The following is a 26362-nucleotide window of genomic DNA, read 5'->3' as shown; positions in this document are numbered from 1 at the left end:
AAAATGCATGAAAATTAAATGGTGAAAGCTGTTTTAAGCTGAAATCATTCCCGAACCGCTTTCCCTTTTATTTCGGTAGCGGGCGCCATTAAAATGAGAAACATAATACTGGCAAGCGAAAGTTCGTGCAGTTCATCAACTTTAAGCAGGTTTATCCAGAGAATAAAAATATTCTGAAAAATAAAAATTGTGGCATGGTGAAGTTTGGGCACAGGAACATCGAAACGAATTACCAGCTTCCGGATGAAATCAGATTTCAGGGTAAGAACCGGCAGCAACATGAAATAAAAAACCAGCGCCACCAGCATGAGTTGCGAAAAAATCAGCTTGTTCAAATTAACGCCACCCACTTCCAGGTTGTGCAGGTTGGTTTCGCCCTGGTAGTTGTATTGCTGGAAAAACTCCCCGGTTTCGGTATTGAGCAACCGCTGCCCCCATGAGATTTCTTCGCCTGCCCCAAAAACAAACGCAAGAAACATGAGTATATTGAAAATGAGATGGTACCTGTTTTTCATTTTTATTGAGCGAACGGCCCTGAATGCAAAAACAACAGCCACGGCAAATAAAAAAAAGGCAGTGAGGTACTCGGCCAGACCATCCTCCTGCACCAGCTCAAAAAATAAATCGTAGCTCCGGAGCCCAAGCATTTTTCCCGCAATAATGATCCCGAAAACAAGGCTGTAAACAACAATATCGAGTAAGGTAACAAGAGAATTCTCCTTTTTCATGGCCTGAATTATTGAATTAGAATGTATTTTTGCGCCAAAATTAATATTTTTAGAAATCAGGATGCCAATTAATCTATATTAAATGACTTTTAATCGCTCTTTCATAATACTTGCATTTTTTGCAGCAATTCTGATAAGCATAACAGGCCTGCCGGTTGAGTTAATTTCAAACGCGGCCAAATATGCGCAGGTGAGCCGCGAAATACTTACCAACCAGGATTGGATAAACCTGACCATTGCCGAAGCTCCCTACGACCAGAAACCACCGCTTCTTTTCTGGGCTGGAGCCTTTTCATTTCAATTGTTCGGTTTTTCGATTGTTGCCTATAAATTGGCCGTAATTCTCATTTCGTTACTGGGAATTTTTTCCACCTACAAACTGGGAAAACTTTTATATGGAAAGGAAACCGGACTACTGGCCACAGCATTTTGGATCACTTCGGTAGCCTACCTGCACTTTCACAACGATATTCACACCGACACGCTTTTAACCACTTTTGTTGTTTTTTCGGTGTGGCAATTTGCCCTGTTTTTCAGAAACCGAAAGTGGCATCAATTCGTGTGGGGCTCGGTTGGCATAGGCTTGGCCATGCTCACCAAAGGCCCGGTGGGAATGGCCATTCCGGCATTTGCCATTGGAGCCGACCTTTTGTTTCATAAACGTTTTAAAGACATCTTCAACCTGCGATGGCTTGCTGCTATTTTAATTGTCGGGATAATTATTTCACCGGCATTAATCGGATTGGTAAACCAGTTTGGCGCTGAAGGAATCATTTTTTATTTCTGGACAAACAACATGGGGCGCATTACCGGAAGCTACGTGGGAAGCAACACCGACCCTACTTTTTACATTCACACTGCACTGTATGTGCTGGCCCCCTGGACCTTTTTTGCATTTACAGCAATCGTTCTGGAAATAAAAGAACTGATAAAAACCAAAGCCAAAAGCAAAGAGTTCTTTACCATTGGAGCCATTTTACTTTACCTTATTATTTTGAGTATTGCCAAACAAAAGAATCCGCACTACATGCTGGCAGTTGTCCCATTCATTTTTATTCTTTCGGCTAAATGGGCACTAAAAGTTTTGAACAGCGACAAAACCTCAAAATTAAAGCGATTTGTTTTTTCGGCCAACCGGGTTTTGGCAATTATTCTAATCTTCCTGAGCCTGGTGTTTACCACCTATTTTTATCCTGAAACAACTATTTTTTACTGGATTTTCAGTGGCATTCTGCTGATTGTTTTTTTCTTTTTGTTTTTCCGGCCAACCGGTTTAAAAAAACAAATAGTCATGCTCACCATTTCTACTGTGTTCCTTCTGTTTTCGCTGAACACCAGCATACTTCCCTCGATGCTTCAATACCAGTCGTCGATTGATGCCAGCCGGTACTTCAACCAGCATGCACCCGAAAATGCCACATTAAACATTTACGGACCGGGAGCCAGGTACTGGGAGCTGTTTCTCTACTCGAAAAACCCCGGAAGGTACCTGTTGGAAAAAGAAGATTTTCAAAACTATGAACGGAAAGAAACAGGCTGGTATTTCACCAATTCTGAAGGGTTGGAAGAACTGCGGGAGATGGAAAAAAATGTAATTGTCGAAAAAATATTTCAGCACAAAACAGTCACCCGGCAGTCGCTGCCGTTTTTGAACCCCAAAACAAGGGAGCAGCATTTTAAACATCTCATACTTGCAAGAATTGAGTAACAACCTGGCAATGATAAAATCAGAAATAAAATGAAAAACCTGGGCAAAACGCATTATTATATTTTAGGGATTTGGTTTATAATTAACCTTCTGCAAGCAGCTTTCACCGGACTTCATTCCGACGAAACATACTACTGGATGTATTCGCAGGAACTGGCCTGGGGATATTTTGAGCACCCGCCCATGGTGGCCCTTTTTATCTGGCTGGGGCAACTGCTCCCCGGCGAATTGGGCGTGCGCCTGTTTTTTGTATTACTCTCCACCTTAACACTGGCATTAATTTTTAACGAACTAAATGAACGAAAGGACCTTTTTTTCCAGACAATTTTTGTTTTTTCTTTTCCTCTAATCCACACCCACATAGCCGGGTTTATTGCACTTCCGGATGTCCCACTGGTATTTTTCACACTGATTTTCCTGATCCTCTACCGGAAATTTATTCTCCACCCAAATTTTAAGCTGAGTATTTTGCTGGCCATAGTTGTTGCCGCTATGATTTACAGCAAGTACCACGCCTTTTTGGTAATCGGGTTAACGGTACTTTCCAACCTGAAACTCTTTCGGAATAAATATTTCTGGACAATTGTTGTACTTGCACTTATATTGCTCACACCCCACATCTGGTGGCTGGTTGAAAACGAATTTCCCGGATTTAAATACCACCTGCTCGAGCGCACCAATCCCATCCGCATGAAATATGTATTCCCCAACATCTTCAGCCAGCTCCTGATGGCCGGCCCGCTCACCGGAATCATTATTTTTTGGCTGATCGGCAAGGTTAAAATCCAAAACCTTTTTCAGCGGACGCTCCTTTTCAACATCCTGGGTTTTTATATCATATTCTTTTTCTTGAGTTTTAAAACCAGGGTGGAAGCCCACTGGAGCGCAGCCATGATTCCGATGTTAATGATAATTATCTACCCCTATTTTGAAGGCCGCGAAAAGTTAAAATTGTGGTTTAAAAGATTGACCCTGCCCATTATTGTAATTTCCATACTTGCCCGTTTTTACGTGGCCCTGGATGTTATCCCCAGCATTGGAAAATCAAAAAGCGTGTTCTACAACAAAAAAGCTGTTGCACAAGAAATAAAATCAATGGCAAACGGAAAAAAAGTGGGATTTTACAACAACTATGCATCCATCAGCAACTATATTTTTTACACCGGCGATTCGGCAGTTTTGCTTTCAACCCCAACCTACCGTTTTTGCCAGTACGACCTGAGGGAATATGAACAATATGCCAACGGAGAGCCGCTTCTGGCCATAAAACCTGTGCAATTAAACCCGGCCAACCAAAAAGTTTTGGTTAACGGAAAAGTGGAAGGAATTACTGAAATTGAAGAGTTCCAGTCTCTGAAAAAACTTGAAATTGCATTACTGAATGTAAATAAGAATGAAGGAGGCTACGAAATTGATCTTAGCCTCACCAACAATTCGGGCCACCCCGTTTACACCAACCATATTTCGGAACCTGTGCTCGGTATTATTCAAAACAGGGAAGAAATATATGCTGCCCCGCTGACAACCTCATCAAAAAAATCGGTTATCAGGGAAGGGGAAATAGCATCAATAAAATTAACAGTGGCCAAAGAGATACTTCAAAAAAACATTCCCGTAACTTTTTTCACACGTTCGAAAAAAATGATTAGAGGCGAAGTTCTGCCGCTTCGGTACGACGATTTATTCAAATAACAATTGCGTTAACCTTCATTTTTTCTCCCCAGCCCCCAACTTTTTCGCAAAATCCTTCAAGTAAACCCAATCTCACATCTTAATCACGCAGAAACAAAAACCTGCTTATCCAAAACATTTTTCTATTTTATTTATAAAAAATAACCTTTTAGGCACAATACGCCCCATATATTAAATATTTGTTAACAACCGCTCATCAAAAACAAAAACAGGGGCCATAATCATAAAATACATTCATTTTTGAAACCACAACCCATTTTTAAAGGGGTTAATTTAAAAATACGTGCAATTTAAACAACACAAATAATAAAATAATGGGGTTCACTTAAAAATATACATATTATCCACCGTTATATTATTCACTAAAAAAACATTGTTTAACTTAAAAACTATCAACATGAAAAAATTTCTACTTCCCGGGGTAATCTTATTATTTCTGACAGCAATTACCCCAACACTAAAAGCACAGGAATGGAACACGAGTCTCGACATTTACAGCAGCTATGTTTGGCGCGGAACAAAGTTTGGTTCGGGGCCCGCCTTTCAGCCGGGTATTGAATTTAGCACCAGCGGATTTGCAATAGGTGCCTGGGGTTCGTACAACGCATCGACCAACGAAGCAGCTGAAGCAGACCTTTACGTTGGCTACGGGCTCGGGCTGGGCGACAATGCTTCGCTGAGTTTAACAGTGACTGATTACTACTTCCCCGGCGACATGTGGCTGGAGGGCACTTCGCACTACATTGAACCGATGGTAAGCCTGGGCATAGGCAGTTTCTCACTTACCGGCGCTTATATGATGAACGATGGCGAAGGCGACATTTACCTCGAAGCAGCCCTTTCTGCCGGCGCTGTCGATATAACACTGGGAGGCGGCGATGGTGCCTATACTGTTGACGGTGATTTCAATGTGTGCAACATCGGAATCAGCACATCGAAAGAAATTAAAATTACCGATTCTTTTTCGCTGCCGGTTACAGGGGCAGCCATTCTCAACCCTTCCTCCGAACAATTTCACATTGTAGCAGGAATCACACTTTAACCTTAAAAACAGAATAGCATGAAAAAGATTGAAGCAATTATTCGCAAAACAAAATTTGACGAGGTAAACGAAGCTCTTCACGATGCCGGAATTGAATTCTATTCATTTTGGGACGTGAGAGGTGTCGGCCAGGCCCGCGAAGGACGTGTGTACCGCGGAATTGTTTACGACACCAGCACCATTGAGCGCATCAAACTCTCCATTATTGTGCGTGATAAAAATGTGGAAAAAACAGTAAATGCGATTCTCGAGTCTTCCCGAACCGGTGAAATTGGCGATGGCAAAATTTTCATTATCCCCATCGAAGAGTCTTATCGCATACGCACCGGCGAAACGGGCGACGAATCGCTCTACATTAAAGGAAAAGAAGAGTAATAACCACACAAAAAAGAATTTATCATGGAAGAACTATCGATTTCAATTAACAATATATGGGTTTTGGTTGCCACTTTTTTGGTCATGTTTATGCAACCCGGTTTTGCAATGGTGGAGGCCGGCTTCACCCGCTCAAAAAATACCGCCAACATTCTCACCAAAAACCTGGTGGATTTCTCGGTGGGGGCTATTTTGTTCTGGATTATCGGATACACCATTATGTACGGCGAATCAATTGCAGGCTTGATAGGAACACCGTCGCTTTTCATCAACGATAACGGCATTGGCGATTATGCCAACAAAACCGATTTGATGTTTCAAACTGTATTTGCAGCAACAGCGGCCACAATTGTTTCAGGAGCGGTTGCCGAGCGGACAAAATTCAATGCTTACATAATTTTCACAATCGTAATTACTGTTTTAATCTACCCTATTTCGGGACACTGGAAATGGGGCGGCGGCTGGCTCGATCAGCTTGGATTTCTCGATTTCGCAGGTTCCACAATCGTTCACTCAGTGGGCGCTTGGGTCGGACTGGCTGGTGCAATTATGCTTGGCCCCCGTCATGGAAAATATGTAAAAGGAAAAGCAAAGGCTATTCCCGGGCACAACCTTGCATTTGGGGCACTCGGCGTTTTTATCCTTTGGTTTGGCTGGTTTGGCTTTAACCCCGGCTCGCAACTTGGTGCTGCCGGAACTGAAAACACCCTTGCCATTGCCCACATAGCATTAACCACCAATCTGGCAGCAGCCGGAGGAGCGATGGCTGCGCTGTTTACCTCGTGGATGCGCTACAAACGACCGGCTTTGTCTCTCGCACTTAACGGCGCACTTGCAGGTTTGGTGGCGATAACTGCGGGTTGCGATATTGTGAGTCCGGGAGGAGCATTAATTATTGGAATCATTGCCGGAATTATCCTCGTTTTCAGCGTTGAACTGTTCGACCAGGTATTTAAAGTTGATGACCCCGTTGGTGCAATTTCGGTGCATGGCGTAAACGGCGCTTTCGGGACACTTGCCGTTGGGCTTTTTGCCACCGAGGGAGGCCTTTTTTACGGAGGCGGAGCTAGTTTGCTGCTATCGCAATTAATAGGTGTGGCAGCAGTTTTCGCCTGGGCTTTCGGAACGGGATTAATTCTTTTCAAAATAATTAAATCAACAATTGGATTGCGCGTTTCAAGGCGCATAGAAGAAGAAGGACTCGATGTTTATGAACATGGAGAAAATGCCTACAATTAACTTCGCCTTCTTCTGAATTTTAGTCTGTAGCTGTCTGTAAAGGGTCCGTTCGTAGGCGCGGATCCTTTCTTTAAAATTCAAAAAAACAAATCCAGAGAAAGGTTTTTTACGTCTGTTTAGTTTACTTCAGAACCGGCCTGCAAAAAAGCAGCCGGTTTTTTTGTTGAAAAATTATTCAGAATTAATTCAGGGCCGGAACTGAAATACTAACCGGAATGTTAATTTTGCAGTCCTAAAATAGATTGAATATGCAAACCTGGTTCGAATGTAAAGTAAAATACACGAAAGTTACCGAAAGTGGTAAAGAGCAAACTGTTACCGAAAATTTTCTGCTGGATGCCGTTTCGTTTACCGATGCCGAAACACGCATTACAAGGCAAATGCAGGAAATGGTAAGAGGAGAGTTCTCGGTTACGGACATCAAAAAATCGCGCATTGGGGAAGTGTTTCCCTATGACATGGGAGAATGGTGGTTTAAAGCAACCATCAACCTTGTTACTGTTGACGAAGAAGCCGGGAAAGAGAAAAAAATGCGCACTTACTATCTGATAATGGCCGACGACATCAAACAAGCCCTGGAACGGCTCGACGAAAGCCTTTCGTACCTGGTAATTCCTTACGTAGTTTCTGCCCTCGCCGTCAGCACTATTGTAGATGTTTTTCCGTATAATCCGTCAGAATCGGTTGTGCCCGAGGGCTACACTCCGGTTTCCGAGGAATAGCAAATCGTATTTTTTTAAATTTTATTGAACTGTCAAACACCGCTGCTCCGGCCAACTTATCTTTTGGCTAATATTGAAAAGGAGCTAACTGATTTTTTGGTTTCCTATGGCTTTATTTTGTATTTTAGTGGAAGAACAAGAAAAATCCACAATATGAGTAAGAATACAAAAAACAAATTAAAGCCAGGAAAAAAAGACCGGAAAGAATTGATTCAATATATCAATCTTCAACTGGCAGCAATCGACCAACCGTTGTATTGCGACGATGCAGACTCAGGGACACGCCTTGCAAATGCCCGGTTTATTTCCTTAACTGAAAGTTTAATCAGCAGTTTCCGCGAAAAATCGAGACTGCTTTCGGACCACCTTTCGCCGGTCGATACACGCATTCAAAATTACATTAACGACTATTTAAAAGATGTTGAATGCGACAAACCCTATCGGTTGCCCGGTTCAACTTTTGTGCTCAACCAGCCCGGAATGGCGCGCGAAGTAAGTCTCCCGCCCAACGGAAATTCCTTTAAAAACGAACTGGTCAGCTCGTTCCGGATTAAGCAGGGAATTTTAAACAACCCGGCTGCTGACAAACGCACCACCAAAGGAACTTTTCACATTGTGGAAGGAGGACTCCCGGTGGCACCCGACAAGAAAGAAGTACCCAAAATTGCTTTCGCCCACATGCTTCACAGTGCGCTTAATCCACCCGAAGAATTAACAATTCTGCCATTTACAGCCAATCAAAAAGAAAAAGCCAAAACCATGGTATCTTTGTTGCTTCGCCCGGTAGTTTGCCCCGAAGTAAAAGGATGGATGAGCGAGAAAAGCATGGAAATCCGGTTTTTTGCGCCGGGAAGCCTGGTGAGTAATCTCGATTTTGTTGAATCCATTTTCGGCAATGCCGGCGACCACAACCCTGCAGTTAATGATGCAGCACTGGATATTGAACACTGGACCGGACATACCGGATGCATAATACTGGCCCCGCAACTCACAAAACTTAAAAAGAAAGATGTTGGGCTGCCACACTTCGATGATGCTACCGAAAGGCAGCGCAAAGACGGCATGTACTGGAAAGATGAAAATGAACTGTATAACGATGGAGGTGCATTTAAAGTTACCTGCCGCGACGAGCGTGGTGTGGTGGTCACGCTAATTGCAGACAACTACTTCGGCTATTCAAAAAAAGAAATTAAAACCCAAATCGGTTACTCTGCCAATTTGTATGGCCTTGCCGAAGAAGAACACGCGGGTGGCGCCATTGCTTTTTCGCGCGGAAATATGGGCGACAATATTTACGGTGAGCCCTTTTCCGGGAAATTCGGCAACAACTACTCTTTTGAGGAAGTAAAAAAGCTGCTTGATGGGAAAATTGATGTGATGCCCGAAAATTATGCCATCGACAAAAAATATCCCGATATTATTTACATTCACGAGCATGCTGATATCGATATTGAAAAAGGAACAGTTTCGTGGATGCATAACGGGGAAGAGCAAAGCTTAAAGCTTTCTCCCTACAAAACCTACGTTCACCCAACCGGCCATAAATTCCGGCTGGTAAAGCATCCGGAGCAGCAACTGTGGAGAATTATCGACACTGCTCCCGAAGGTATTTTCTGCCATAAGCCAAGTACGGTTTCCGGTGGCGGGAAATCGGAGATTTCAAAGTCGATGCAAAATGCCATTAAATATGGTCCGTTCTACATTCAGGATCTGGATAAAGATTACGAAATGGTTGATAAACTAATCAACTACGATTATTCCAACCGCTGGAAAAATATTCATCCCAATGCCAAATCACGGCCATTTTTAAGTCCGCACCGCACATTGGGCTCAGCCGTAAAATTGCTCACTCCTTCCGATTTGTATAACGAGGAGTATAACAATTTCCTGGAAAGCATCCCTGTTCATATCAGAACACTTGCCCTTTACATTAAGAGGATGTACCGCACACACCAGGACAAAGGTTCGTGGAAAGACTTTTTAAATGTTGAAATTGTAAACGGACGCGACGGAAACGCCCTCCGCTACAAGCACAACAAAATTATGGCAAGTTATGTGCGTATTGGATTTAATCCGGAAGGGAAATGGTATTTGCACAAATTACGTTCTGATTTTATCCCGAGCCAAAAAATCCAGACTGAAGATGACATTACAGCCTCAATTACGGTTCCGGCAAGTCAGCTTAACAATTTAAATCCGGAGTACACCAACAAAAGTGTAAAACTGACAACAAATTGTGAAAGCTACCTTTTCCAGCGGCCCGACGAGGCAATAATCAGAGGGTACGACAAGGAAGCTGAAGCCGATATTGTTGAAAAAAATACATTCCTCACCAACTATGAGCCATTGACCCGCGAAGACGCCAGGAACCTGTATGAAAATTCCATTCGTTTTGATGAATACACCCAACCGGTAAAGGATTTAATCATTAAAGTAATGGACAGCCCAAAAGAGGGCTATTTTGTGGCACCTTCGCACACTCGCGTGGTAAAAGGTGTTCCCACCAACAACCCCCGGTATTTGCAACGCAACAGGTTTAAAAACGAGAACCAGGATTCGTACCTTGCCGAAACCGGTGCCCGGCTGTTTCGCAAAGTAGCGCCCGGCCAACCGGTCCATTTTCCGGTTAACGCAATTTTGCCCGGCCGAAGAAACAATCCGGCCGACAAAGAAAAAGGAATTCGTTCGTTAAGTGTTTATAATCCTATTCACTACCAGGAAATACCTGAGCTGTTCATGGATTTTATTTGCAGCCTTACCGGCAAATCGCCCTCCACAACAGGAGCAGGCTCTGAAGGTGCGCTCACCAAAGGCCCTTTTAATATGCTGGTGCCAACAAGCGATTTAAACAACGCATTGCTTTCCTACATCCTGTCAGAATACCAGGGTTTTACCTCAGCTGCGGGTTATGTGGGCCAGAAAAACCGGTTCGATCATGACATCAGTATCCTCATCCCGGAAATATGGGCACGCCTTGAACCTGAAGACAGAGACGCAAAAAAACTCATTCAGAACAAATGCCTCGACAAACTGGAAGATTTTGAATACAAAGGAGAGAGAATACTTGCCAGCCGATTGGGTTATCGTATTAACCAAAATTTTGCTTTCCGGTGCATGAACCGGCTTTTTGACGAGCCTCTGGCCGTTTTCAACGAAGACATGTTAAAACCGGAACTTCAGGACATGGAAGTTTATGTTGATGGCATTAAAAACATTGCTGAAGCCCAGAAAAAAGTCGCTTTGCAATACTTTGAAGACGGCAGCGTTGAAGCCGCTATTCCTCCGCTAAAAATACTGCTTCATGTTATGGCATACGGGCACTACAACGGGAAAGACCTGAGCGACAAGGAGCTCCGGCAAGAATTCGACAGAGGCTACGTGCTTAAAACCGAATGGTACCAAGAGAGGCTGAAATTGAAACAGCAAAAAGAAGCAGCATTTTTGAAAAATCAACTTCAATATTTGGAAGAGTTCAAACAGAATCCGGCCAACAATTCACTGGTCGATAAAATGCAGATTAATTCACGTATCGAAAAAGCAATGCAAAAGTTAGCTTATGTGAAATCGGGAAAATATATTGCCGACCTTACCGGTACAATTGGCGCCGATCCGCTGTTCACAAATAAGAAATGATAAAAAAAAAACGGTCGGTTGAAAAATCAGCCGGCCGTTTTACAAAGCTAACTATTAGGTAGTTTACAAGTTCACAAGTACTTTATAAAAATTAAATTTGTCCCGCTTTTCGGGGTCGAATTGATAATAGGCAACTGCAATACGGCAGATATCCTGAATTGTCTGGTATATTTCGGCCACCTCTTTTTGTCCGTAAGTTCCTAACTCGTTTTCACTTTCAAGCCGCTGGAAACAATCTTTGTAATCGTTAATCTGGCCGGCGGCCTCCAGTATTTTTTCAAAAAGTGAATCGGGCGCTCCTCTTTTTACAATTTTCTTACGGGTATTTTCATCGAGGTTTTTGGCAAAGGTGGTTAAAAATTTAAACAGACTCAGGTGATCGCCATTTTTGGCATCACTGAAATAATCAGAGTAACCAAGTTTTTTAAACGTATCTTTCTGAAACTGTTTATCGTCTTTGAAATCGACCTTAATTGAAGCACGCAAAATTTTAAGGCTTTGCAGTCCGGCGACCAATACTTCATGCCAGTCGCGGTATTTTTTTTCGTAAATACTATCGAGGTTTTCCTTGTAGTATTTTTCAATAGTATCTTCAATCCATACATTTAAAGAGGTCGCAAATTCAAGATCCCATTCATTGCGAATGCGCGATAATTCATAAATATTTTCTTTAAATGATTTAGCGATTTTCTGGCAGGCCAAAATTGTTGCAGTGCTGGTAAGACAAGAAGTTTCAGTTTCCATTGTATCGGTTTTTTAGTTTACAATATGTACAAATCTACCAACTTATACGCAAAATTCCCTGATGTGGGTCGCAAAATATTGAATGTTTTACAGTTATGTTATGAAACTATGTTACAAAACAATGTTCTGAAAAACGTTTAAAAGAAATCAATCTTCAACAGGCTCTGAAAAAGCAAGATAGACCTAAAAACCATTGTAGTTTGATAAAAATATAACCAATGCACTAAACCTATTGATTTTATCACCACCTCTTTTCGGTCAGGGAATCTATGGAAACGGGAAGTAATTTTTTCTTTCCTATTCTTCCTTTTTCGTTTGCGGTAAAATTATATTCAGCATAATTCCAACCAGCGCTGCCAAACCTATCCCGGCCAGCGAAAATGTTCCGTACTGAATAATGGCACCACCAATTCCAACCGTTAAAACCACAGAGACAATAACCTGGTTGCGTGTTTCAGCCATGTTGGTTTTCGATTCTACCAGCGATTTAATCCCAATAGATGCAATCATTCCGAACAACAGCAACATAATTCCACCCAATACCGCTTCCGGAATGGTTTTCAAAAAACCACTGATTTTTCCCACAAAAGCAAACAATATGGCCGTTACAGCGGCGATACGCAAAACAAACGGATTGGTAATTTTTGTGAGCGTGATAGCGCCGGTTACTTCCGAATAAGTGGTGTTTGGCACGCCTCCGAAAAATCCGGCAAAAGCGGTTGCAATTCCATCGCCGAGCAACGTGCGGTTTAATCCGGGCTTTTCAATAAAGTTTTTATTGCACACTCCGCCAATGGCATACATATCACCCACATGTTCAATGATGGGGGCAATAGCCACCGGAATCATGTATAAAATGGCCTGCCAGTTAAACTGAGGCGCTGTAAACTCCGGCAGAGTCAGCCACGCAGCTTCACTAACAGGAGTGTAATCTATTTTTCCCAACACAGCGGCCAACACGTAACCAACCACGATTGCAATAAATACCGGAATCAGTTTGGCCAGGCCTTTCCCAAAAATAACCACAACAATAGCCGTAAACAAGGCAATAACTGCGAGCAGCCAGTCGGTTTTGGCCATATCCACTGCAGCCGATGCCAGCGACAAACCAATAATCATGATAACCGGTCCAACAACCACTGAAGGGAACAGCCGTTCCACGAACTTAATTCCGCGCATTTTTACCAACACTGAAACCAAACCGTAAACCACCCCCACTGCAATTATCCCCGAAAGCGTTCCGGCCCAGCCATACAATTTTGTGGCCTCGATTAATGGCGCAATAAACGCGAAACTGCTGCCCAAAAATACCGGTATCCGACCGCGGGTAATTAAATGAAATATCAACGTGCCAATGCCGGCTGTAAAAAGTGCTACCGAAGGGTCGATACCCACCAGCAAAGGCACAAGAACTGTGGCCCCGAAAGCCACAAATAAAAACTGAATACCTAAAACTGAATTTTTTAGCGTGAGCTGTTCACGGAAGGATTGTTTATCCATTTCTGATAGTTTTTTTAAAAAAATTTGTGCAAGAATACACTTTTCTTCTATTTTTTTCAAAAAAAAGATATCAGGACAAATTCACAATACCGGGCATTAGTGCTGTTAAGCAGAAAGTTACTGCCGGAAACATTGAAAAATTTCACGTAAAAAAAATCCGCTTCAAAAAATTGAATCGGATTTTTTTCAGAAATGTATTCTTGTTCTACTTTAAAAATCAGCGGGAAGATCATTCAACAATTCAGAGGGAAGATTATTAATGGGCTTAATTTTAACCGATTTAACAAAAAGTTCGGCACCTTCGGACTGCAACTGTATTTTACCACTCGTAAGCGGCTTTACAGTTCCGTCATCTTCTACAGTTCCTGTATTGGTATTCCCCATAACTATTTCTCCATTCACCACGTGTACGGCAGTGTTGCCTACAGTATATAAATCAACAGTATTCCACTCGCCCAGCGGCTTTTCGGCATCCACTCTTTTCTGAATACCCTGTCCGTTATGCTCGGTGCTGAATTTTTTTACTTCACCGTTTTCTGAATAACGAAATCCATTTTCCACTTCTTCCACTGAAGTTTCGCAGTAAGTATTATTCATCAAATAAGTATCGCCCAGCCGGTCGTGCATCAGCTGGCATTCTATGTTGGTCATCCAGGTCCCGAAGGCAGCACCAAAATCACCAAAGCTGTGGTAAAGCAATCCGCTGTTTCGGGTAGCATGCACTTCGTCGCCCCATTTAAAAACGAGCTGCAGGTGGTAATTGGCAAAAGTGTCGCGGGTAGCGAGCGAGCCGTTAATTTCGCCCGAAATCCGGATGAGTTTTTCGCCGTTTTCCTCCACTACCGAAAACACCTTTTCAACGGTGGCTGCCTGCGCCAGGCTGTCCTGCCCATCTATTGCCGATCCAAGATATTTATCCCAGTTATCAAGATTTTCGCCGTTAAAAAGGGGTTGCCAGGGCTCTTCGGTTTGGCACGATGAGAACCAAACCAGGGAAGCAGTCAGAAAGTAGAATAAATATTTTTTCATAAAATAGTTGGTTAATGGTTTTAAAAATGAATATAAAAAAACTGCCCTGCTTAATTAGGACAGTTTAAAAAATTGATTTATTTTCAATTAAACAGCTTCTTTTTCAGCTAATTGCTTAGCCCGCTCAAGAATTTTCGTATCGTCGAGAAGAACAATGCCTCCGTTTGGACCGGGTTCCATGTGTATTCCAACAGCCTTACCACTGGTATAGTTTGCTCCTCCAAAATAATTCCTGACGGTTTCCTCGGTAAGGTCAAATTCCTGAGCCATTTTTTTGATAGAACCGTCAGGTAAGCTGTCTTTAATTTTACGCAGCTCGTTAAAAGTGATTTTACGCTCCATAATGCTAAAATTTTATTTTGTTGTTTACTCCTATTATTAAAAAAACGTCTGAACCTGTAAAATTAAAATTAATAATTAAATAATACATAGTTCAGCGTTAAGTTATTTAGCGTTTTTCAACCTGGTTATTTTTACGTTTTCGAACAGCAAAAAGTTTGCATTTGCAAAATCCTGAAATTGAGCAAAAAGAGACTATCTAACTATGGTTCAAGAAGAAAACAGCTGAATGTTAATTAACCTTTTTTAAGAATTGGGGTTCAATTATTATCGAGGCAATCGTAAATTGCCTGGTGCATTGCAGGACGAATGTTCAGGTTGAATAGCTCCGCGTTGTTCCGGGTTGGATGCACCCTGTTCGACATAAACAGAAAGAGCAGTTCGTTATCGGGATCGGCCCAGGCAAATGTGCCGGTGTAACCACTGTGCCCAAAACTGTTTTTACTGGCATCAACTGCCGGATAGGCATTTTTCAGCTTTTTTTTATGGTTGTCAATGTATGGTTTATCAAAACCCAATCCACGCCGGTTATCATTTTCAGGATACTGAACTCGGGTAAACTCATTAACGGTTTCTTCAGAAATAAAACGTTTGCCACCGTAATACCCTTTTTGTAAATACATTTGAAAAATTTTAGCCAAATCGGTGGTGGTGCCAAACAGACCTGCATTCCCCGAAATGCCCCCCATCATGGCTGCGCCTTCGTCGTGTACGAAACCGCGCAATTTCTCATTCCTGAAAAAATCGTCATTCTCGGTAGGAACAATGCGATTTAAAGGAAAATGCAGATAAGGATTGTAAGTAACCGAATAGGCTCCCAAAGGATCAAAAAAGTTTGTTTTCAAATATGTTTCGTAATGTTCGCCTGTAAGGTTTGAAATCATGTCCGGGAATAGGTAAAAACTCAAGCCGGAATAGACATATCTTTTCCGCGGCAACAGTTTTGAGGTTCGGATAGTATCAAACATCGTTTTCCTGAAATTCCGGTTCATATACAAGTGATCTGAAACCCGCACATCAAATTCTTCAGTAGGGTGCGATTTAAAAACTTCACCGCTAAGGGTTCCATCATCATCCAGGGCCATTTGCCAGTAGGCAATCCAGGATGCCAACCGAGCCTGGTGTGCTAAAATTTCGCGAAAGGAAATCCCGTCTTTATTTGTCCCTTGAAAATCGGGCCAGTAATGGCTAAAAGCTTCATCCAAATTAATTTTCCCTTCATCTCGCAGTTTCATAATCGGTGGCAGCGGCCCGGTAACTTTGGTTATCGAAGCCCAGTCATAAATATTCGAAGGCTCCACTTTCTGTTCTTTTTTGTAAGTATGGAAACCGTAACATTCATGAAAAATCACATTCCCCTCTTTGGCAATTAAAACCTGGCAGCCGGGGAAAGCTTTGGAATCAATCCCCAGCCGGGCAATGGAGTCAATTTTACGGCGAAGAAGAGCTGAATTAATTCCCACTTCTTCTGGTATAGAAAAAGCCAGGGATTTGTTTTTTGGCATTGAAATCCCGTCCTTCAGCTTAAACCGGTTATCAACGGTTACAGGCAATCGCCCGGTAGCATTAAAGGCACCAAAAACAAGTTGTGCGGCCAGTTGCTGTGTTAACAGATTATTCTGGTAAGCTAAAATTAAGCCGCCCGACTGATGAATATTTTCAAAATGTTTTAAAGCGTAGGCATTGCCGAAAAAAACGGTAATTGTTTTATTTTCCCTGACAAGTTCGGCCACCGCATTTCGCTGAATCCGGGTGGTACCATAAGCACCTGACGGAAAAATATTTACCCCCTGAATTCCGACAATAACCAAATCGTAATTATCCAGCTCGCTGCGGAGGCTGACCAGTTCCCTCTCCGGATCACTCTTGCTGAGTGTAAAATGATCTGCCTTCACGTATTTGTCCACCATCTTTTGAAAAGATGATTTTGCCGAGGCTCCAATCATTACCGTGGCAATTTTTTGGTTTCCCAAATCCTGTACAGGCAATCTGTCATTATTTACCAGTACAGTTAGCGCGCCCTTTATTAACTTGCGGTTGGTAACCTCGTAATAAGGTGAATTTAGCCTTGAAGTGAGCCCTTTAGTATTTACAGGTTCGGAAATATGCAGCCCCGCCCAGCGTTTTAAAGCCAAAACCCGGCGACACTTCAGGTTTATTTCATCCAACGTAATTTCCCCTTTCGCCACCGCCAGCTTCACTGAACTAATAGCTTTTTCAATGTCGGGTACAAATTCTACCATGTCATTGCCCGCCTTCAAAGCTTCCAGTTCGGCATTTCCTTTTCCGGTTTGAACACCTTTCATATTTATGGCATCGGTAACCACGAGGCCCGAATAGCCAATTTCATCGCGTAAATATCCGTCAACTATTTTTTCTGAAAGCGACGAAGGTGTTCCTGAATTGTCGAGGGCAGGTACATCCAGATGCGCAGTCATTATTCCTGAAATTCCTCTTTCGGTAAGGTACCTGAAAGGAAAACTTTCAATTTCGTCGATACGTGTTTTCGGATGATCAACAACGGGCAATTCCTTGTGCGAATCGGTGTGTGTATCGCCATGCCCCGGAAAATGTTTGGCTACCGGAACAACACCGGCTTCCTGCATTCCACTGGCCACATACCACGCTTTTTGCGAAACATCAATTTTATCTTCGCCAAACGACCGGAAATTAATTACCGGGTTTTGAGGATTGGTGCTGACATCGGCCACAGGCGCAAAATTCATGTGAATACCCATTTCTCTCATCTGATAGCCAAAGTCGCGCCCCATTTGTTTAATGAATGTTGAATCCTGAACAGCTCCCAGTGCCTGGGCGTAGGGATATTTCACCGTACTATCAATGCGCATAGAAAGCCCCCACTCACCGTCAACTGCCACCAACAATGGAACAGTTGCTTTTTCCTGAAAATGATTTATCCAGCGTGCTGTTTTTACCAGATCGCCCTGCATAACCAGAATTCCCCCGGGCTGATTTTGGCTTATCAGCTGTTCCATTTGCCCCCTGGCTAATTCATCTTGCCGAGGATATACAGTAACCATCATTAGCTGGGCAATTTTTTCATCCAGCGTCATGGCTTCCAGTTTTTCATTTACCCAATGGTCGTTAACCAGCTGCAAAAACGGAGGGTCAGCAGCTTTAAGCGAGTGGATACCTGTAAAAAATACGATGAAAAGGAGGAGTATTCTGATTCTCATTCTATTTTCGTCTGAATTAGTAAAACTATATTAAAAAATGCATGTTCATTAAGAATAAAATACTGTTAATCAATTTATTAAAATCAACCAGCAAATTTAAATTTTATCTAATGAAGTAAGCATCAAAAATATCCTAAATTAAAAAAATAACCAATTCATTCCCCTGCTTTTTAAAAATCTCATTTTACTTCCTACTTTTGTCCTCATGAAACGGGTAGTAATTGGACTTTCAGGTGGCGTTGATTCAAGTGTTGCTGCATTTTTACTAAAACAGCAAGGCTACGATTTAACAGCACTGTTTATGGTAAACTGGCACGAACGGGTAGGCGCTGTTACAAGTGCCTGCACCTGGGAAGAAGATGCCCTGATTGCTAAAATGGTGGCCAAAAAACTGGACATCCCGTTTCACATTGTGGATTTAAGCAAAGATTACAAAAAACGGGTGGTTGATTATATGTTTGCTGAATACCAGGCAGGCCGCACTCCCAACCCCGATGTACTTTGCAACCGCGAAATTAAATTCGACACATTTCTGAAAGAAGCCCTAAAATTTGATGCCGATTATGTGGCCACCGGACATTATTGCCAAAAAGGAGAAACAGAAATTAACGGGGAAAAAATTTATAAACTGATTGCAGGAAAAGACACCAACAAAGATCAGAGTTATTTTCTCTGCCAGCTCAACCAGGAACAGCTGTCGAAATCGTTGTTCCCAATCGGGCACCTTACCAAACCAGAAGTAAGGGAAATTGCCCGGGAGCAAAACCTCCCCACCGCCGGCCGCAAAGATTCACAGGGCATTTGCTTTGTTGGGAAAGTGGATTTACCAACTTTTTTGCAACAGCAGCTAAAACCCAAAACCGGCAATGTGATTGAAATTCCGGCAAAATTCATGGAGAAAAAAAAGCAGGTAGAAATTTCGGAAGAAAACTACCGCAAAATTTGTTTTCCTTTTCCGTACAAACCCTGGAATGGCAAAGTAATTGGCGAGCACCAGGGAGCTCATTTTTATACCATCGGGCAGCGAAAAGGATTGAATATTGGAGGCCATCAGGAACCACTTTTTGTACTTGGGACCGATGTGCAGCGAAACATTGTTTACGTAGGCGAAGGGAAAGAACACCCCGGTCTGTTCCGGCCGGGACTTTTTATTGAAGCGGACGATATCCACTGGATTCGCCCGGGATTTCACATGAAGCCAGGCGATAAAAAAGATTTCGATATTCGCATTCGTTACCGGCAGCCGCTCGAAAAAGGTACTATACACATGAAAGAGGAAGGTGCTTACATTCTTTTTGAAAAAGAACAGCGAGGCATTACTTCAGGGCAATTTGCAGCCTGGTACCTGAACGATGAATTAATTGGTTCGGGAGTAATAAAATAAAGGTATTCGGAATGAATGAAAGCTGTTTGGTAAGAAAACTTCCATCTTCCGTCTTCCATCTTACCACTTTGTATTAAATTCGCAAAAAATTATTTGCATCATGATAAAATCGATGACCGGATTTGGCAGGGCCGAATTCGAAGTAAACAATAAAAAGATTACGCTGGAAATCAAATCACTGAACAGCAAACAGATTGACATAAACACACGTATTCCTTCGCTCTACCGCGAAAAGGAGATTGAAATCCGGAAAGAATTGTCGGAAAAACTGGTACGTGGAAAAATCGACCTGACCATTTACCTCGAAAATCATGGCGAGGAATCGAACTCAAAAATTAACGAGCCCATTCTGAAAAGCTATTTCGGGCATCTCAAAAAAATTAACGACGACCTTAAATTATTAACCGACAACTCCACATTGCACGCAGCCCTCAGGCTTCCCGATGTGGTTAAAACCGAATACGAAACACTCGATGAAGAAGAGTGGCAGGTAATTCTCGAAAATATTCGCGAAGCAATACAACAAATAATTGAATTCCGCCTTCAGGAAGGCAAAGCGTTGGAAAACGATATCTCGGAAAACGTAAATTCCATTAGCGAATTGCTGCAAAAAATTGGTCCGTTTGAAACGCAGCGCATCGAAACAGTTAAAAGCAGGTTAAACGACAGCCTCGGCAAATCGAACATGACCGAAAATGTAGATAAAAACCGGTTTGAACAGGAACTGATTTATTACCTCGACAAGATGGACATGAACGAAGAAAAAGTGCGGCTGGAGAACCATTGCAGCTATTTTCTGGAAACCCTGAATCAGGATTCACAATCAGCGAACGGTAAAAAGCTGGCTTTTATCTCGCAGGAAATGGGCCGCGAAATCAACACCATTGGCTCCAAAGCATACGAAAGCAACATCCAGCGGGTGGTGGTGGAAATGAAAGATCATTTGGAGCGGATTAAGGAGCAATTACTGAATGTGCTTTGAACCATTATGTGCATGGCAGGCATTTCAAAATTTTATTTAATCATTGTATCTTTGATTAGAGAAAACGGATGATTATGAAGGCAAAGGAACTTCAAAATAAAATTGCACATACAATTCACACAAAAGATCCTAACGCAGAAGCTTATTTGTTTGGTTCGCGGGCAAGGGGCGACCACAAAACTGATTCAGACTGGGATATTTTAATTTTAGTGGATGACCCGGAATTCACAAATGAAATAGATGAAAAATTCAGACAGGAACTTTATGAGCTTGAAATCGATAACAACCAGGTCATTTCGCTGATAATCTATCCGAAAAAATTCTGGGAAAATAAGCTGAAGTATTCTCCGCTTTATGATAATGTAAAAAAAGAAGGTATTCGTTTATAATGGATAACAAAAAAGCTCATATAATATACCGGTTAGAGCGCTCAAAGGAGGCGCTGGAAGAAGCCACTATTTTGTATAATAACAAAAAATGGAATGCTACAATTAACCGCATATATTATTCTTGCTTTTATGCAGTGGTTGCTTTATTACTACAGCACAACATAAAAACTACTACACACGACGGAGTTAGGAATCAATTTGGATTTCATTTTATAAAAACAAAAAAAATTGAAAAAGAATACGGCAGGTTTTTCTCGCTCCTATTCGATTACCGTTTGAAGGGAGATTACGGAGACATGTTTGATTTCACCGAAGAACAGGTTTCGCCGCTAATCAAAAAAGTTCCTGAGTTTTTAGCAGAAATTAAGAAACACATTCAAATTTAATGAAAGGCAAACTCATCATATTTTCAGCGCCCTCGGGTGCCGGCAAAACAACAATTGTAAAACACCTGCTCCAGCAAGATTTCGACCTGAATTTTTCTGTATCGGCAACCAGCCGCAAACCGCGGACCGGCGAAACGCACGGAAAAGACTACCTGTTTCTTTCTGAAAAAGAATTCCGGAAAAAAATTGAGAACGATGAATTCCTGGAATGGGAAGAAGTGTACAAAGGAATATTTTACGGCACACTGAAAAGTGAAGTGGAACGCATCCGGAATTCGGGCAAAAATGTGATTTTTGATGTGGATGTGGTGGGCGGATTGAATATCAAAGATTATTACAAAGATGAAGCACTGGCGGTTTTTGTACAGCCTCCGTCGGTTGAAGAACTGAGAAACCGGCTTAGGAACCGCTCCACTGAAAGCGAAGAAAAAATAAACATGCGCATTGCCAAGGCCGAAAAAGAACTAAAATTCGCTGATAAATTCGATGTCGTTATTGTGAATAAAGAATTGCCAAAAGCTTTAAAGGAGGCAGAGAAAGTGGTTTCCGGATTTCTTACCTAATGACCACTGGCTGATGACCTGACTCTAAAGATTTTAAATTGAATTATGCCTGAAAAATATTCAACATCCAAATCCTATCCCACAAAAGTTACAGGCTTGTATTTCGGGTCATTCAACCCGGTGCATATTGGCCACCTCGCCATTGCCAACTACATGGTGGAATTTACGGGGTTGGATGAATTCTGGTTTGTGGTTACCCCCCAAAATCCGCACAAAACAAAAAAAAATCTTTTAAACGATTACGACCGGATAGACCTGGTAAAAATGGCTGTGGAAGATGACGACAGGCTGCAGGTTTCCGATATTGAATTTTTTCTGCCAAAACCAAGCTATACAGTGGATACACTGGCTTACCTGAAAGACAGAAATCCAAACCGGGACTTCAAAATTCTGATGGGCTCCGATAACCTCGAAAACTTTCATAAATGGAAAAACTACGACACCATTGTGGAAAATTTCGGTGTGGTTATTTACCCCAGGCCGGGTTTCGACAAATCGAAAGCAATGCAGCATAAAAACATTGTGATTGCCGATAACGCCCCGCAGATGGAAATTTCTTCATCATTCATCCGTAAAGCCATCAAAAAAGGAAAAGATGTGCGCCATTTCTTACCGCCAAAAGTTTGGGAGTATATGGATAAAATGGGATTTTACCGTTAAAGATTATTAATTCTTTTTAGTTGCAATTTTTGTAAGCGAAAGAATTAATTTATAAATTTGGTAAATAAGAAAAGAACTAGGTAAGTTGTTATTAGACTTTTCAAAAATTATTTTTGGGACAGCATTTTTAGGTGCAATTCTAACAGACTCAATAAACAAAGTTTTGCTTGGCATAGTTAGTTTTATTGTAATAGTAATTTTCTCATTTTTAGGTTTATACCTTATAAAAAAGAGTTAAATATGGAAACAGTTTTAATCTTATCAGGAGGAATGGTTCTTTTTGCTGTGATTGCTACAATTTATGTAGTTAAAAAAGAGAAACATTCAACACATTCTCAATCTTAATGCGTCTTAGTCATATCCTCATCCACGCAAATAGCAAAATTTGCTCTCGCTGTATTCTTTTCAGTTAGTTCCGAAACATCTTCCTGCGAAACAGTGGTGATAGTTACAATATTCAAATTGGGGTTGTGCTGTTTCAGGTACCAGTAAATGCCTTCAAAATTATCGGAGTGGTAAGCGCCGTGGTAATGGATCAGTAATTTCCCGGGCAACCAGTTCTCCAAAATAAAATGCGCCATAGTGGCATCTTTAATGGCCTGGGCTTTAGGAAAATTCTCACTCACATGGCTGCCCATTCCTTCCATGTTCATCATGCTTTTGTAAGCGGGCAATTCGGGGTCGTAAAGAACCGGAAGCGGGGGAAGGAAAGCTTTGGCTTCGTCAGAAAGTTTTTCCAGACCTTCAAATCCTTCGGAGTTTACCAGCGAAGCGTAACGCCGCGGAATATTGGTCGCAACAAACCGAAGTTGATTTTCGCGTGCAAACTCCACCAGCGGTTTGTAGTCGGTTTTGTAATTGTTCCACAACCGCGCTTCGGCCTCAAAACGGGTTTGCGAAATGAGCCCGCTAAAATATTCATCGAGAACAAGCTGATTGTCACTTTCAAACATTTCGGCCCCCAAAACAAGGTTTGAATCTTTCAGTTCGTGTAAATCTTTTGTGAGTTCCAGCTGAAGCCAGTGAGCGATAGCATTATTATGCAATTCGCCAAATAAAACGATATCGGCATCTTCCAGCTGCCGTACCATTTTTTCATACTTTACCGTTTTCCCCTTTTCATTAAAAAGCAGGTAGGCCGGTTTTTTGGTTTTAAACGAGGTGGTTAAAACAAATAAAATGACGAGCAGAATATAAAAGTTCTTCATAATTGTTGTTAATTGCTGCGATGTAAAACAAAAACGAAATAAATCAGTTTAAACGAAAAGTGAATTTAGCTAAAATTACCAAAAAACAACAGATGGTAGAATCAGGAATATTTTACAGCACGGTTATCGACCCGGTGCTTGCCGGAATGCGAAAACGTATTGCCCGCCAGATAAACCCCGGCGAAAAGGTTTTGGACGTGGCCTGCGGAACAGGAGCCCAGGTTTTTGAAATGGCAAAAACAGCCCGGGAAGTTGTGGGGGCCGACCTCTCGGAATCGATGTACAAAAAGGCCTTAAAAACACTGAAGAAAAAAAAGCCCGGAAATGTGAGCTTCTGCTTGTGCGATGCCACGGAAAAACTAAAATTCAACAACAAAGAATTTGATGTAGCCACCATGTCGCTTGCCCTGCACCAGTTCCCACCCGAAATGCATGAAACAATTTTAAGCGAAATGAAACGTGTAGCCCGTAAAATAATCATAATTGATTATGCCTTTCCGTTGCCCAAAAATATTACAGGTACCGGCAGCAAAGTGGCCGAATTTTTTGCCGGGCGGGAGCACCACCGGAATTTTAAAAGATACATGCGTTTGGGCGGTCTGCCTGCTTTACTGGCAGCAAATAACCTGCGCATCAAAAACCAGGTCTTCTTTGCACAAGGAGCATTTCACCTGGTGGAATGTACAGCGTGAACCGGAGAGTTATTTCCTGGCGGACACGGACCTGCGATGCGAGTCTGCTTTCGTGCTTTATTTCAGACAATTCGGTAACATTTTCAGAAATCCAATACATTCATCATAATTCAATTCATAAAAATTGACACCAAGATTGATTGTCTCATAATATTTTGCCTGGTTTTTCCTATAATACTCTTCAGATGGCATTTTCCAAAAATCCCGTCCTAATTTCTCTGCAACAAACCATTTCTCAATTAATCTGGCAGCCCTGCCATTGCCATCTCTGAATGGATGAATATGAGCTAATCTTAAATGAATCAATGATGCAAAATAAAATACTTCAGTCTCATTAAGGTCAGTTGAAATTAATTCATTTATGTCTTGAAAAAACATTTTCATTTCTTTCTCAACAAATTCAGACTCAATTGCCATATAAGCCAATCCTGATTTTCCGAAAACACCAACTTGTTCAATTCGGTATTTTCCACGTTTGCTCCTAATCAGTAAAGTGTCCGAAAAAATCTTATGACAATTCAAAAAGTTTTTCTCATTGAGCCTGTTATTCTGTGCAAATCCGTATGCTTCAATTAAATCCTCAATTTCTTCAATTTCTTTTCCTGCTTTGAATTTATCCTTATTCATTTCATAATTCATGTAAGAATTCAAATCGATGCTATTCCCTTCAATATTAGACGAGTAAACAGCTGATGACTTTGTCAAATATTCAAATCCTCCACTATTTTCCGAAAAATCAAAATTTTTAATCAAGCTGGAAATTTCATTGCCAATTTCCTCTTTATATATGTCTAAATATTTTCTTTCGGTTATTCTCATAAAGATCAATTATTTAAGCACAAATATACCTATTTTAAGTGTCAAATCATTGTATTAGTGAGCATTATTGACATGAAGCTCAACGGGCAAGTGCAAGTTTTCGGGGCGGATTTCGGAGCTCGTTCCTGTCCGCGAGGACGGAACGATGATACGAGAGCCGCAGTTACAAACCGCACCAACCCCGCCCTGCAATATGTACTTTGTTATGGTTATGTTGTTTTCTTTTTTTATTGCCTGAATCTCGAAATTTGAAACTTAAAAACCATCATTTATTTTTATACTTATCGCTTTTCAATATTTTATGAATCGAAACTCAATATTCTGAAAATATGGATTGTCAATTGATTTGAATATTAATCCATCATTGTCTTGAGAATCTAAAACAACATTCGAAAAACCAAAAATATGTGACCCCGCAAATGAACTATAACCAGGATATACGGCATCAAAAAATAATTCCAAATTCTCTTCATTCTGAGAAATTATTGATATTGTTCCATCTTCGATTGAAGGATTGTCTGAGTCAATATATATTTTATACGAAAGATTATTATTAATTACTAATCTGTCATATTGAATTGGATGCGTTACTCTTACTTCCGAGCTATCATAGCTAATTGTCAAAGGCTCCCAAGTGCCAATAATGGATTGATATTGGGGAAGTAGATTTTCATTTTCACTATCATCTTTATTACATGAGATAGTCAATGAAATGATGAATAATAAAAAGATTAGTTTAGTTTTCATGATTTTTGTTTTTATTGGAATGATTAATTTTCCGCCCTAAAGGTTGCGTTGTATTTAAATTTTGTAAATAATTACCGTATTCATTTTTTTTACAATTAACCATAACGGTTTTGCGGTATGAAACGTTTGGGAGAGCGGGCTGCGTTCGTATCCACCGTTGCAGAAAGTTGATGCGTGGCAGGATGCTCGAATAACCACTTCACCCCAAATGTTTTATGACCGCATGTTGGCGGTAGTTATTCTATTTTTCTCAACATTTTATTTTCTCTATCACAAATCCACAAGTCATTATTGGCATAAGCCAAATCACTTGCATCATAAGCAATATCTATCGTTTTGTCATCAATGGTTTTATATTCTGAGTCAAAGCACACAATCCTATTATTATTACTATAACTTATATCTACTGCAAAAATCGTATCGTTATGTGTTGTCAATCCAGTCAAATAATGGTATTGTAACATTGTTTTTTCTTCATTTCCAAAGTCAACGCTGTATAGACAGGAGCTCCACCCTTGATTTGTAGAACCAAAAATCTTTGAATCATTGATTGTTATCCCTAAGAATTCAGGTCGTTGTGGATT

At 41.3% G+C, this 26362-nt stretch carries 25 protein-coding genes; 15 read left to right on the top strand and 10 right to left on the bottom strand.

Annotated features, from left to right (window positions below; translation table 11 throughout):
• Window positions 1-44: 44 nt before the first annotated feature.
• The gene (locus tag BUC07_RS13485; protein ID WP_073170385.1) at window positions 45-728 is read right to left on the bottom strand and encodes a hypothetical protein; all 684 of its coding nucleotides are present in this window, start codon (window positions 726-728) and stop codon (window positions 45-47) included.
• Window positions 729-810: 82 nt separating this feature from the next.
• Between BUC07_RS13485 and BUC07_RS13480 the strand changes: the two genes are divergently transcribed.
• The 7 genes from BUC07_RS13480 to BUC07_RS13450 all read left to right on the top strand — a co-directional run bounded on the left by BUC07_RS13480 (window position 811) and on the right by BUC07_RS13450 (window position 11139).
• Entirely contained in the window at window positions 811-2436 is a 1626-nt protein-coding gene (locus tag BUC07_RS13480) for an ArnT family glycosyltransferase (RefSeq protein ID WP_073170382.1), read from the top strand.
• Between the two features lie 30 nt (window positions 2437-2466).
• Complete coding sequence (locus BUC07_RS13475) at window positions 2467-4128, top strand: ArnT family glycosyltransferase (RefSeq protein WP_073170379.1); 1662 nt, start codon at window positions 2467-2469, stop codon at window positions 4126-4128.
• 397 nt (window positions 4129-4525) lie between these two features.
• Complete coding sequence (locus BUC07_RS13470; RefSeq protein WP_073170375.1) at window positions 4526-5170, top strand: TorF family putative porin; 645 nt, start codon at window positions 4526-4528, stop codon at window positions 5168-5170.
• 18 nt (window positions 5171-5188) lie between these two features.
• The gene (locus BUC07_RS13465; protein ID WP_073170371.1) at window positions 5189-5545 is read left to right on the top strand and encodes a P-II family nitrogen regulator; all 357 of its coding nucleotides are present in this window, start codon (window positions 5189-5191) and stop codon (window positions 5543-5545) included.
• A gap of 24 nt (window positions 5546-5569) precedes the next feature.
• Window positions 5570-6784 carry an ammonium transporter gene (locus tag BUC07_RS13460; RefSeq protein WP_073170369.1) on the top strand — a complete coding sequence of 405 codons (1215 nt, stop codon included), beginning with the start codon at window positions 5570-5572 and terminating at the stop codon, window positions 6782-6784.
• A gap of 248 nt (window positions 6785-7032) precedes the next feature.
• Entirely contained in the window at window positions 7033-7506 is a 474-nt protein-coding gene (locus BUC07_RS13455) for a DUF4494 domain-containing protein (protein ID WP_073170366.1), read from the top strand.
• A gap of 153 nt (window positions 7507-7659) precedes the next feature.
• The gene (locus tag BUC07_RS13450) at window positions 7660-11139 is read left to right on the top strand and encodes a PPi-type phosphoenolpyruvate carboxykinase family protein (protein WP_073170362.1); all 3480 of its coding nucleotides are present in this window, start codon (window positions 7660-7662) and stop codon (window positions 11137-11139) included.
• A 63-nt stretch (window positions 11140-11202) separates the two neighbouring features.
• Here the strand turns inward: BUC07_RS13450 and BUC07_RS13445 are convergent, their stop codons facing one another.
• From BUC07_RS13445 to BUC07_RS13425, 5 genes are all read right to left on the bottom strand, one after another.
• Entirely contained in the window at window positions 11203-11883 is a 681-nt protein-coding gene (locus tag BUC07_RS13445) for a hypothetical protein (protein ID WP_073170359.1), read from the bottom strand.
• 297 nt (window positions 11884-12180) lie between these two features.
• The gene (locus BUC07_RS13440) at window positions 12181-13383 is read right to left on the bottom strand and encodes a uracil-xanthine permease family protein (protein WP_073170479.1); all 1203 of its coding nucleotides are present in this window, start codon (window positions 13381-13383) and stop codon (window positions 12181-12183) included.
• Between the two features lie 210 nt (window positions 13384-13593).
• The gene (locus tag BUC07_RS13435) at window positions 13594-14412 is read right to left on the bottom strand and encodes a 3-keto-disaccharide hydrolase (protein ID WP_073170356.1); all 819 of its coding nucleotides are present in this window, start codon (window positions 14410-14412) and stop codon (window positions 13594-13596) included.
• An 87-nt stretch (window positions 14413-14499) separates the two neighbouring features.
• A complete protein-coding gene (locus tag BUC07_RS13430) occupies window positions 14500-14754 on the bottom strand; it encodes a DNA-binding protein (RefSeq protein ID WP_073170354.1) in 255 nt (84 codons plus the stop codon).
• 257 nt (window positions 14755-15011) lie between these two features.
• The gene (locus BUC07_RS13425; protein WP_073170353.1) at window positions 15012-17948 is read right to left on the bottom strand and encodes a serine hydrolase domain-containing protein; all 2937 of its coding nucleotides are present in this window, start codon (window positions 17946-17948) and stop codon (window positions 15012-15014) included.
• Between the two features lie 205 nt (window positions 17949-18153).
• Between BUC07_RS13425 and mnmA the strand changes: the two genes are divergently transcribed.
• From mnmA to BUC07_RS21660, 7 genes are all read left to right on the top strand, one after another.
• Window positions 18154-19332: a tRNA 2-thiouridine(34) synthase MnmA gene (gene mnmA / locus BUC07_RS13420; RefSeq protein ID WP_073170352.1), complete on the top strand. Its 1179-nt coding sequence runs from the start codon at window positions 18154-18156 to the stop codon at window positions 19330-19332.
• Window positions 19333-19432: 100 nt separating this feature from the next.
• A complete protein-coding gene (locus tag BUC07_RS13415) occupies window positions 19433-20314 on the top strand; it encodes a YicC/YloC family endoribonuclease (RefSeq protein ID WP_073170351.1) in 882 nt (293 codons plus the stop codon).
• A 74-nt stretch (window positions 20315-20388) separates the two neighbouring features.
• Window positions 20389-20703 (top strand): nucleotidyltransferase domain-containing protein, encoded by a 315-nt coding sequence (locus tag BUC07_RS13410; protein ID WP_073170476.1) that lies wholly within the window; start codon window positions 20389-20391, stop codon window positions 20701-20703.
• On the top strand, window positions 20703-21089 hold the full coding sequence (locus tag BUC07_RS13405) for a HEPN domain-containing protein (RefSeq protein WP_073170348.1): 387 nt from the start codon (window positions 20703-20705) through the stop codon (window positions 21087-21089). Before BUC07_RS13410 ends, BUC07_RS13405 begins: the two co-directional genes overlap by 1 nt.
• On the top strand, window positions 21089-21652 hold the full coding sequence (gene gmk, locus BUC07_RS13400) for a guanylate kinase (protein WP_073170346.1): 564 nt from the start codon (window positions 21089-21091) through the stop codon (window positions 21650-21652). Before BUC07_RS13405 ends, gmk begins: the two co-directional genes overlap by 1 nt.
• 45 nt (window positions 21653-21697) lie before the next feature.
• Window positions 21698-22312 carry a nicotinate (nicotinamide) nucleotide adenylyltransferase gene (nadD, locus tag BUC07_RS13395; RefSeq protein ID WP_073170340.1) on the top strand — a complete coding sequence of 205 codons (615 nt, stop codon included), beginning with the start codon at window positions 21698-21700 and terminating at the stop codon, window positions 22310-22312.
• Window positions 22313-22397: 85 nt separating this feature from the next.
• Window positions 22398-22550, top strand: a complete 153-nt coding sequence (locus tag BUC07_RS21660; protein ID WP_394333214.1) for a DUF6722 family protein — start codon at window positions 22398-22400, stop codon at window positions 22548-22550.
• Between the two features lie 103 nt (window positions 22551-22653).
• On the opposite strand, the gene BUC07_RS13390 is transcribed toward BUC07_RS21660, so the two are convergent.
• On the bottom strand, window positions 22654-23520 hold the full coding sequence (locus BUC07_RS13390; RefSeq protein WP_073170333.1) for a ChaN family lipoprotein: 867 nt from the start codon (window positions 23518-23520) through the stop codon (window positions 22654-22656).
• Window positions 23521-23612: 92 nt separating this feature from the next.
• On the opposite strand from BUC07_RS13390, the gene BUC07_RS13385 reads away from it, so the two are divergent.
• Window positions 23613-24212 carry a class I SAM-dependent methyltransferase gene (locus BUC07_RS13385; protein ID WP_073170326.1) on the top strand — a complete coding sequence of 200 codons (600 nt, stop codon included), beginning with the start codon at window positions 23613-23615 and terminating at the stop codon, window positions 24210-24212.
• A gap of 57 nt (window positions 24213-24269) precedes the next feature.
• Here the strand turns inward: BUC07_RS13385 and BUC07_RS13380 are convergent, their stop codons facing one another.
• From BUC07_RS13380 to BUC07_RS13365, 3 genes are all read right to left on the bottom strand, one after another.
• Window positions 24270-25031: a Fic family protein gene (locus tag BUC07_RS13380; protein ID WP_073170313.1), complete on the bottom strand. Its 762-nt coding sequence runs from the start codon at window positions 25029-25031 to the stop codon at window positions 24270-24272.
• A gap of 291 nt (window positions 25032-25322) precedes the next feature.
• Window positions 25323-25778, bottom strand: coding sequence for a hypothetical protein (locus tag BUC07_RS13370; protein WP_073170301.1), 456 nt, complete (start codon window positions 25776-25778; stop codon window positions 25323-25325).
• A gap of 236 nt (window positions 25779-26014) precedes the next feature.
• Entirely contained in the window at window positions 26015-26242 is a 228-nt protein-coding gene (locus BUC07_RS13365) for a hypothetical protein (RefSeq protein ID WP_073170299.1), read from the bottom strand.
• Window positions 26243-26362 lie beyond the last annotated feature (120 nt).

It is taken from the genome of Tangfeifania diversioriginum (genome assembly GCF_900141875.1).
GTDB lineage: Bacteria > Bacteroidota > Bacteroidia > Bacteroidales > Prolixibacteraceae > Tangfeifania > Tangfeifania diversioriginum.
This window is presented reverse-complemented; position numbering and strand designations above follow the sequence as displayed.

What these genes read in the sequence shown, in the direction of transcription:
- BUC07_RS13485 (WP_073170385.1), bottom strand. Translation starts at nt 728, where the DNA reads ATGAAAAAGGAGAATTCTCTTGTTACCTTACTCGATATTGTTGTTTAC.
- BUC07_RS13480 (WP_073170382.1), top strand. Translation starts at nt 811, where the DNA reads ATGACTTTTAATCGCTCTTTCATAATACTTGCATTTTTTGCAGCAATT.
- BUC07_RS13475 (WP_073170379.1), top strand. Translation starts at nt 2,467, where the DNA reads ATGAAAAACCTGGGCAAAACGCATTATTATATTTTAGGGATTTGGTTT.
- BUC07_RS13470 (WP_073170375.1), top strand. Translation starts at nt 4,526, where the DNA reads ATGAAAAAATTTCTACTTCCCGGGGTAATCTTATTATTTCTGACAGCA.
- BUC07_RS13465 (WP_073170371.1), top strand. Translation starts at nt 5,189, where the DNA reads ATGAAAAAGATTGAAGCAATTATTCGCAAAACAAAATTTGACGAGGTA.
- BUC07_RS13460 (WP_073170369.1), top strand. Translation starts at nt 5,570, where the DNA reads ATGGAAGAACTATCGATTTCAATTAACAATATATGGGTTTTGGTTGCC.
- BUC07_RS13455 (WP_073170366.1), top strand. Translation starts at nt 7,033, where the DNA reads ATGCAAACCTGGTTCGAATGTAAAGTAAAATACACGAAAGTTACCGAA.
- BUC07_RS13450 (WP_073170362.1), top strand. Translation starts at nt 7,660, where the DNA reads ATGAGTAAGAATACAAAAAACAAATTAAAGCCAGGAAAAAAAGACCGG.
- BUC07_RS13445 (WP_073170359.1), bottom strand. Translation starts at nt 11,883, where the DNA reads ATGGAAACTGAAACTTCTTGTCTTACCAGCACTGCAACAATTTTGGCC.
- BUC07_RS13440 (WP_073170479.1), bottom strand. Translation starts at nt 13,383, where the DNA reads ATGGATAAACAATCCTTCCGTGAACAGCTCACGCTAAAAAATTCAGTT.
- BUC07_RS13435 (WP_073170356.1), bottom strand. Translation starts at nt 14,412, where the DNA reads ATGAAAAAATATTTATTCTACTTTCTGACTGCTTCCCTGGTTTGGTTC.
- BUC07_RS13430 (WP_073170354.1), bottom strand. Translation starts at nt 14,754, where the DNA reads ATGGAGCGTAAAATCACTTTTAACGAGCTGCGTAAAATTAAAGACAGC.
- BUC07_RS13425 (WP_073170353.1), bottom strand. Translation starts at nt 17,948, where the DNA reads ATGAGAATCAGAATACTCCTCCTTTTCATCGTATTTTTTACAGGTATC.
- mnmA (WP_073170352.1), top strand. Translation starts at nt 18,154, where the DNA reads ATGAAACGGGTAGTAATTGGACTTTCAGGTGGCGTTGATTCAAGTGTT.
- BUC07_RS13415 (WP_073170351.1), top strand. Translation starts at nt 19,433, where the DNA reads ATGATAAAATCGATGACCGGATTTGGCAGGGCCGAATTCGAAGTAAAC.
- BUC07_RS13410 (WP_073170476.1), top strand. Translation starts at nt 20,389, where the DNA reads ATGAAGGCAAAGGAACTTCAAAATAAAATTGCACATACAATTCACACA.
- BUC07_RS13405 (WP_073170348.1), top strand. Translation starts at nt 20,703, where the DNA reads ATGGATAACAAAAAAGCTCATATAATATACCGGTTAGAGCGCTCAAAG.
- gmk (WP_073170346.1), top strand. Translation starts at nt 21,089, where the DNA reads ATGAAAGGCAAACTCATCATATTTTCAGCGCCCTCGGGTGCCGGCAAA.
- nadD (WP_073170340.1), top strand. Translation starts at nt 21,698, where the DNA reads ATGCCTGAAAAATATTCAACATCCAAATCCTATCCCACAAAAGTTACA.
- BUC07_RS13390 (WP_073170333.1), bottom strand. Translation starts at nt 23,520, where the DNA reads ATGAAGAACTTTTATATTCTGCTCGTCATTTTATTTGTTTTAACCACC.
- BUC07_RS13385 (WP_073170326.1), top strand. Translation starts at nt 23,613, where the DNA reads ATGGTAGAATCAGGAATATTTTACAGCACGGTTATCGACCCGGTGCTT.
- BUC07_RS13380 (WP_073170313.1), bottom strand. Translation starts at nt 25,031, where the DNA reads ATGAGAATAACCGAAAGAAAATATTTAGACATATATAAAGAGGAAATT.
- BUC07_RS13370 (WP_073170301.1), bottom strand. Translation starts at nt 25,778, where the DNA reads ATGAAAACTAAACTAATCTTTTTATTATTCATCATTTCATTGACTATC.
- BUC07_RS13365 (WP_073170299.1), bottom strand. Translation starts at nt 26,242, where the DNA reads ATGTTACAATACCATTATTTGACTGGATTGACAACACATAACGATACG.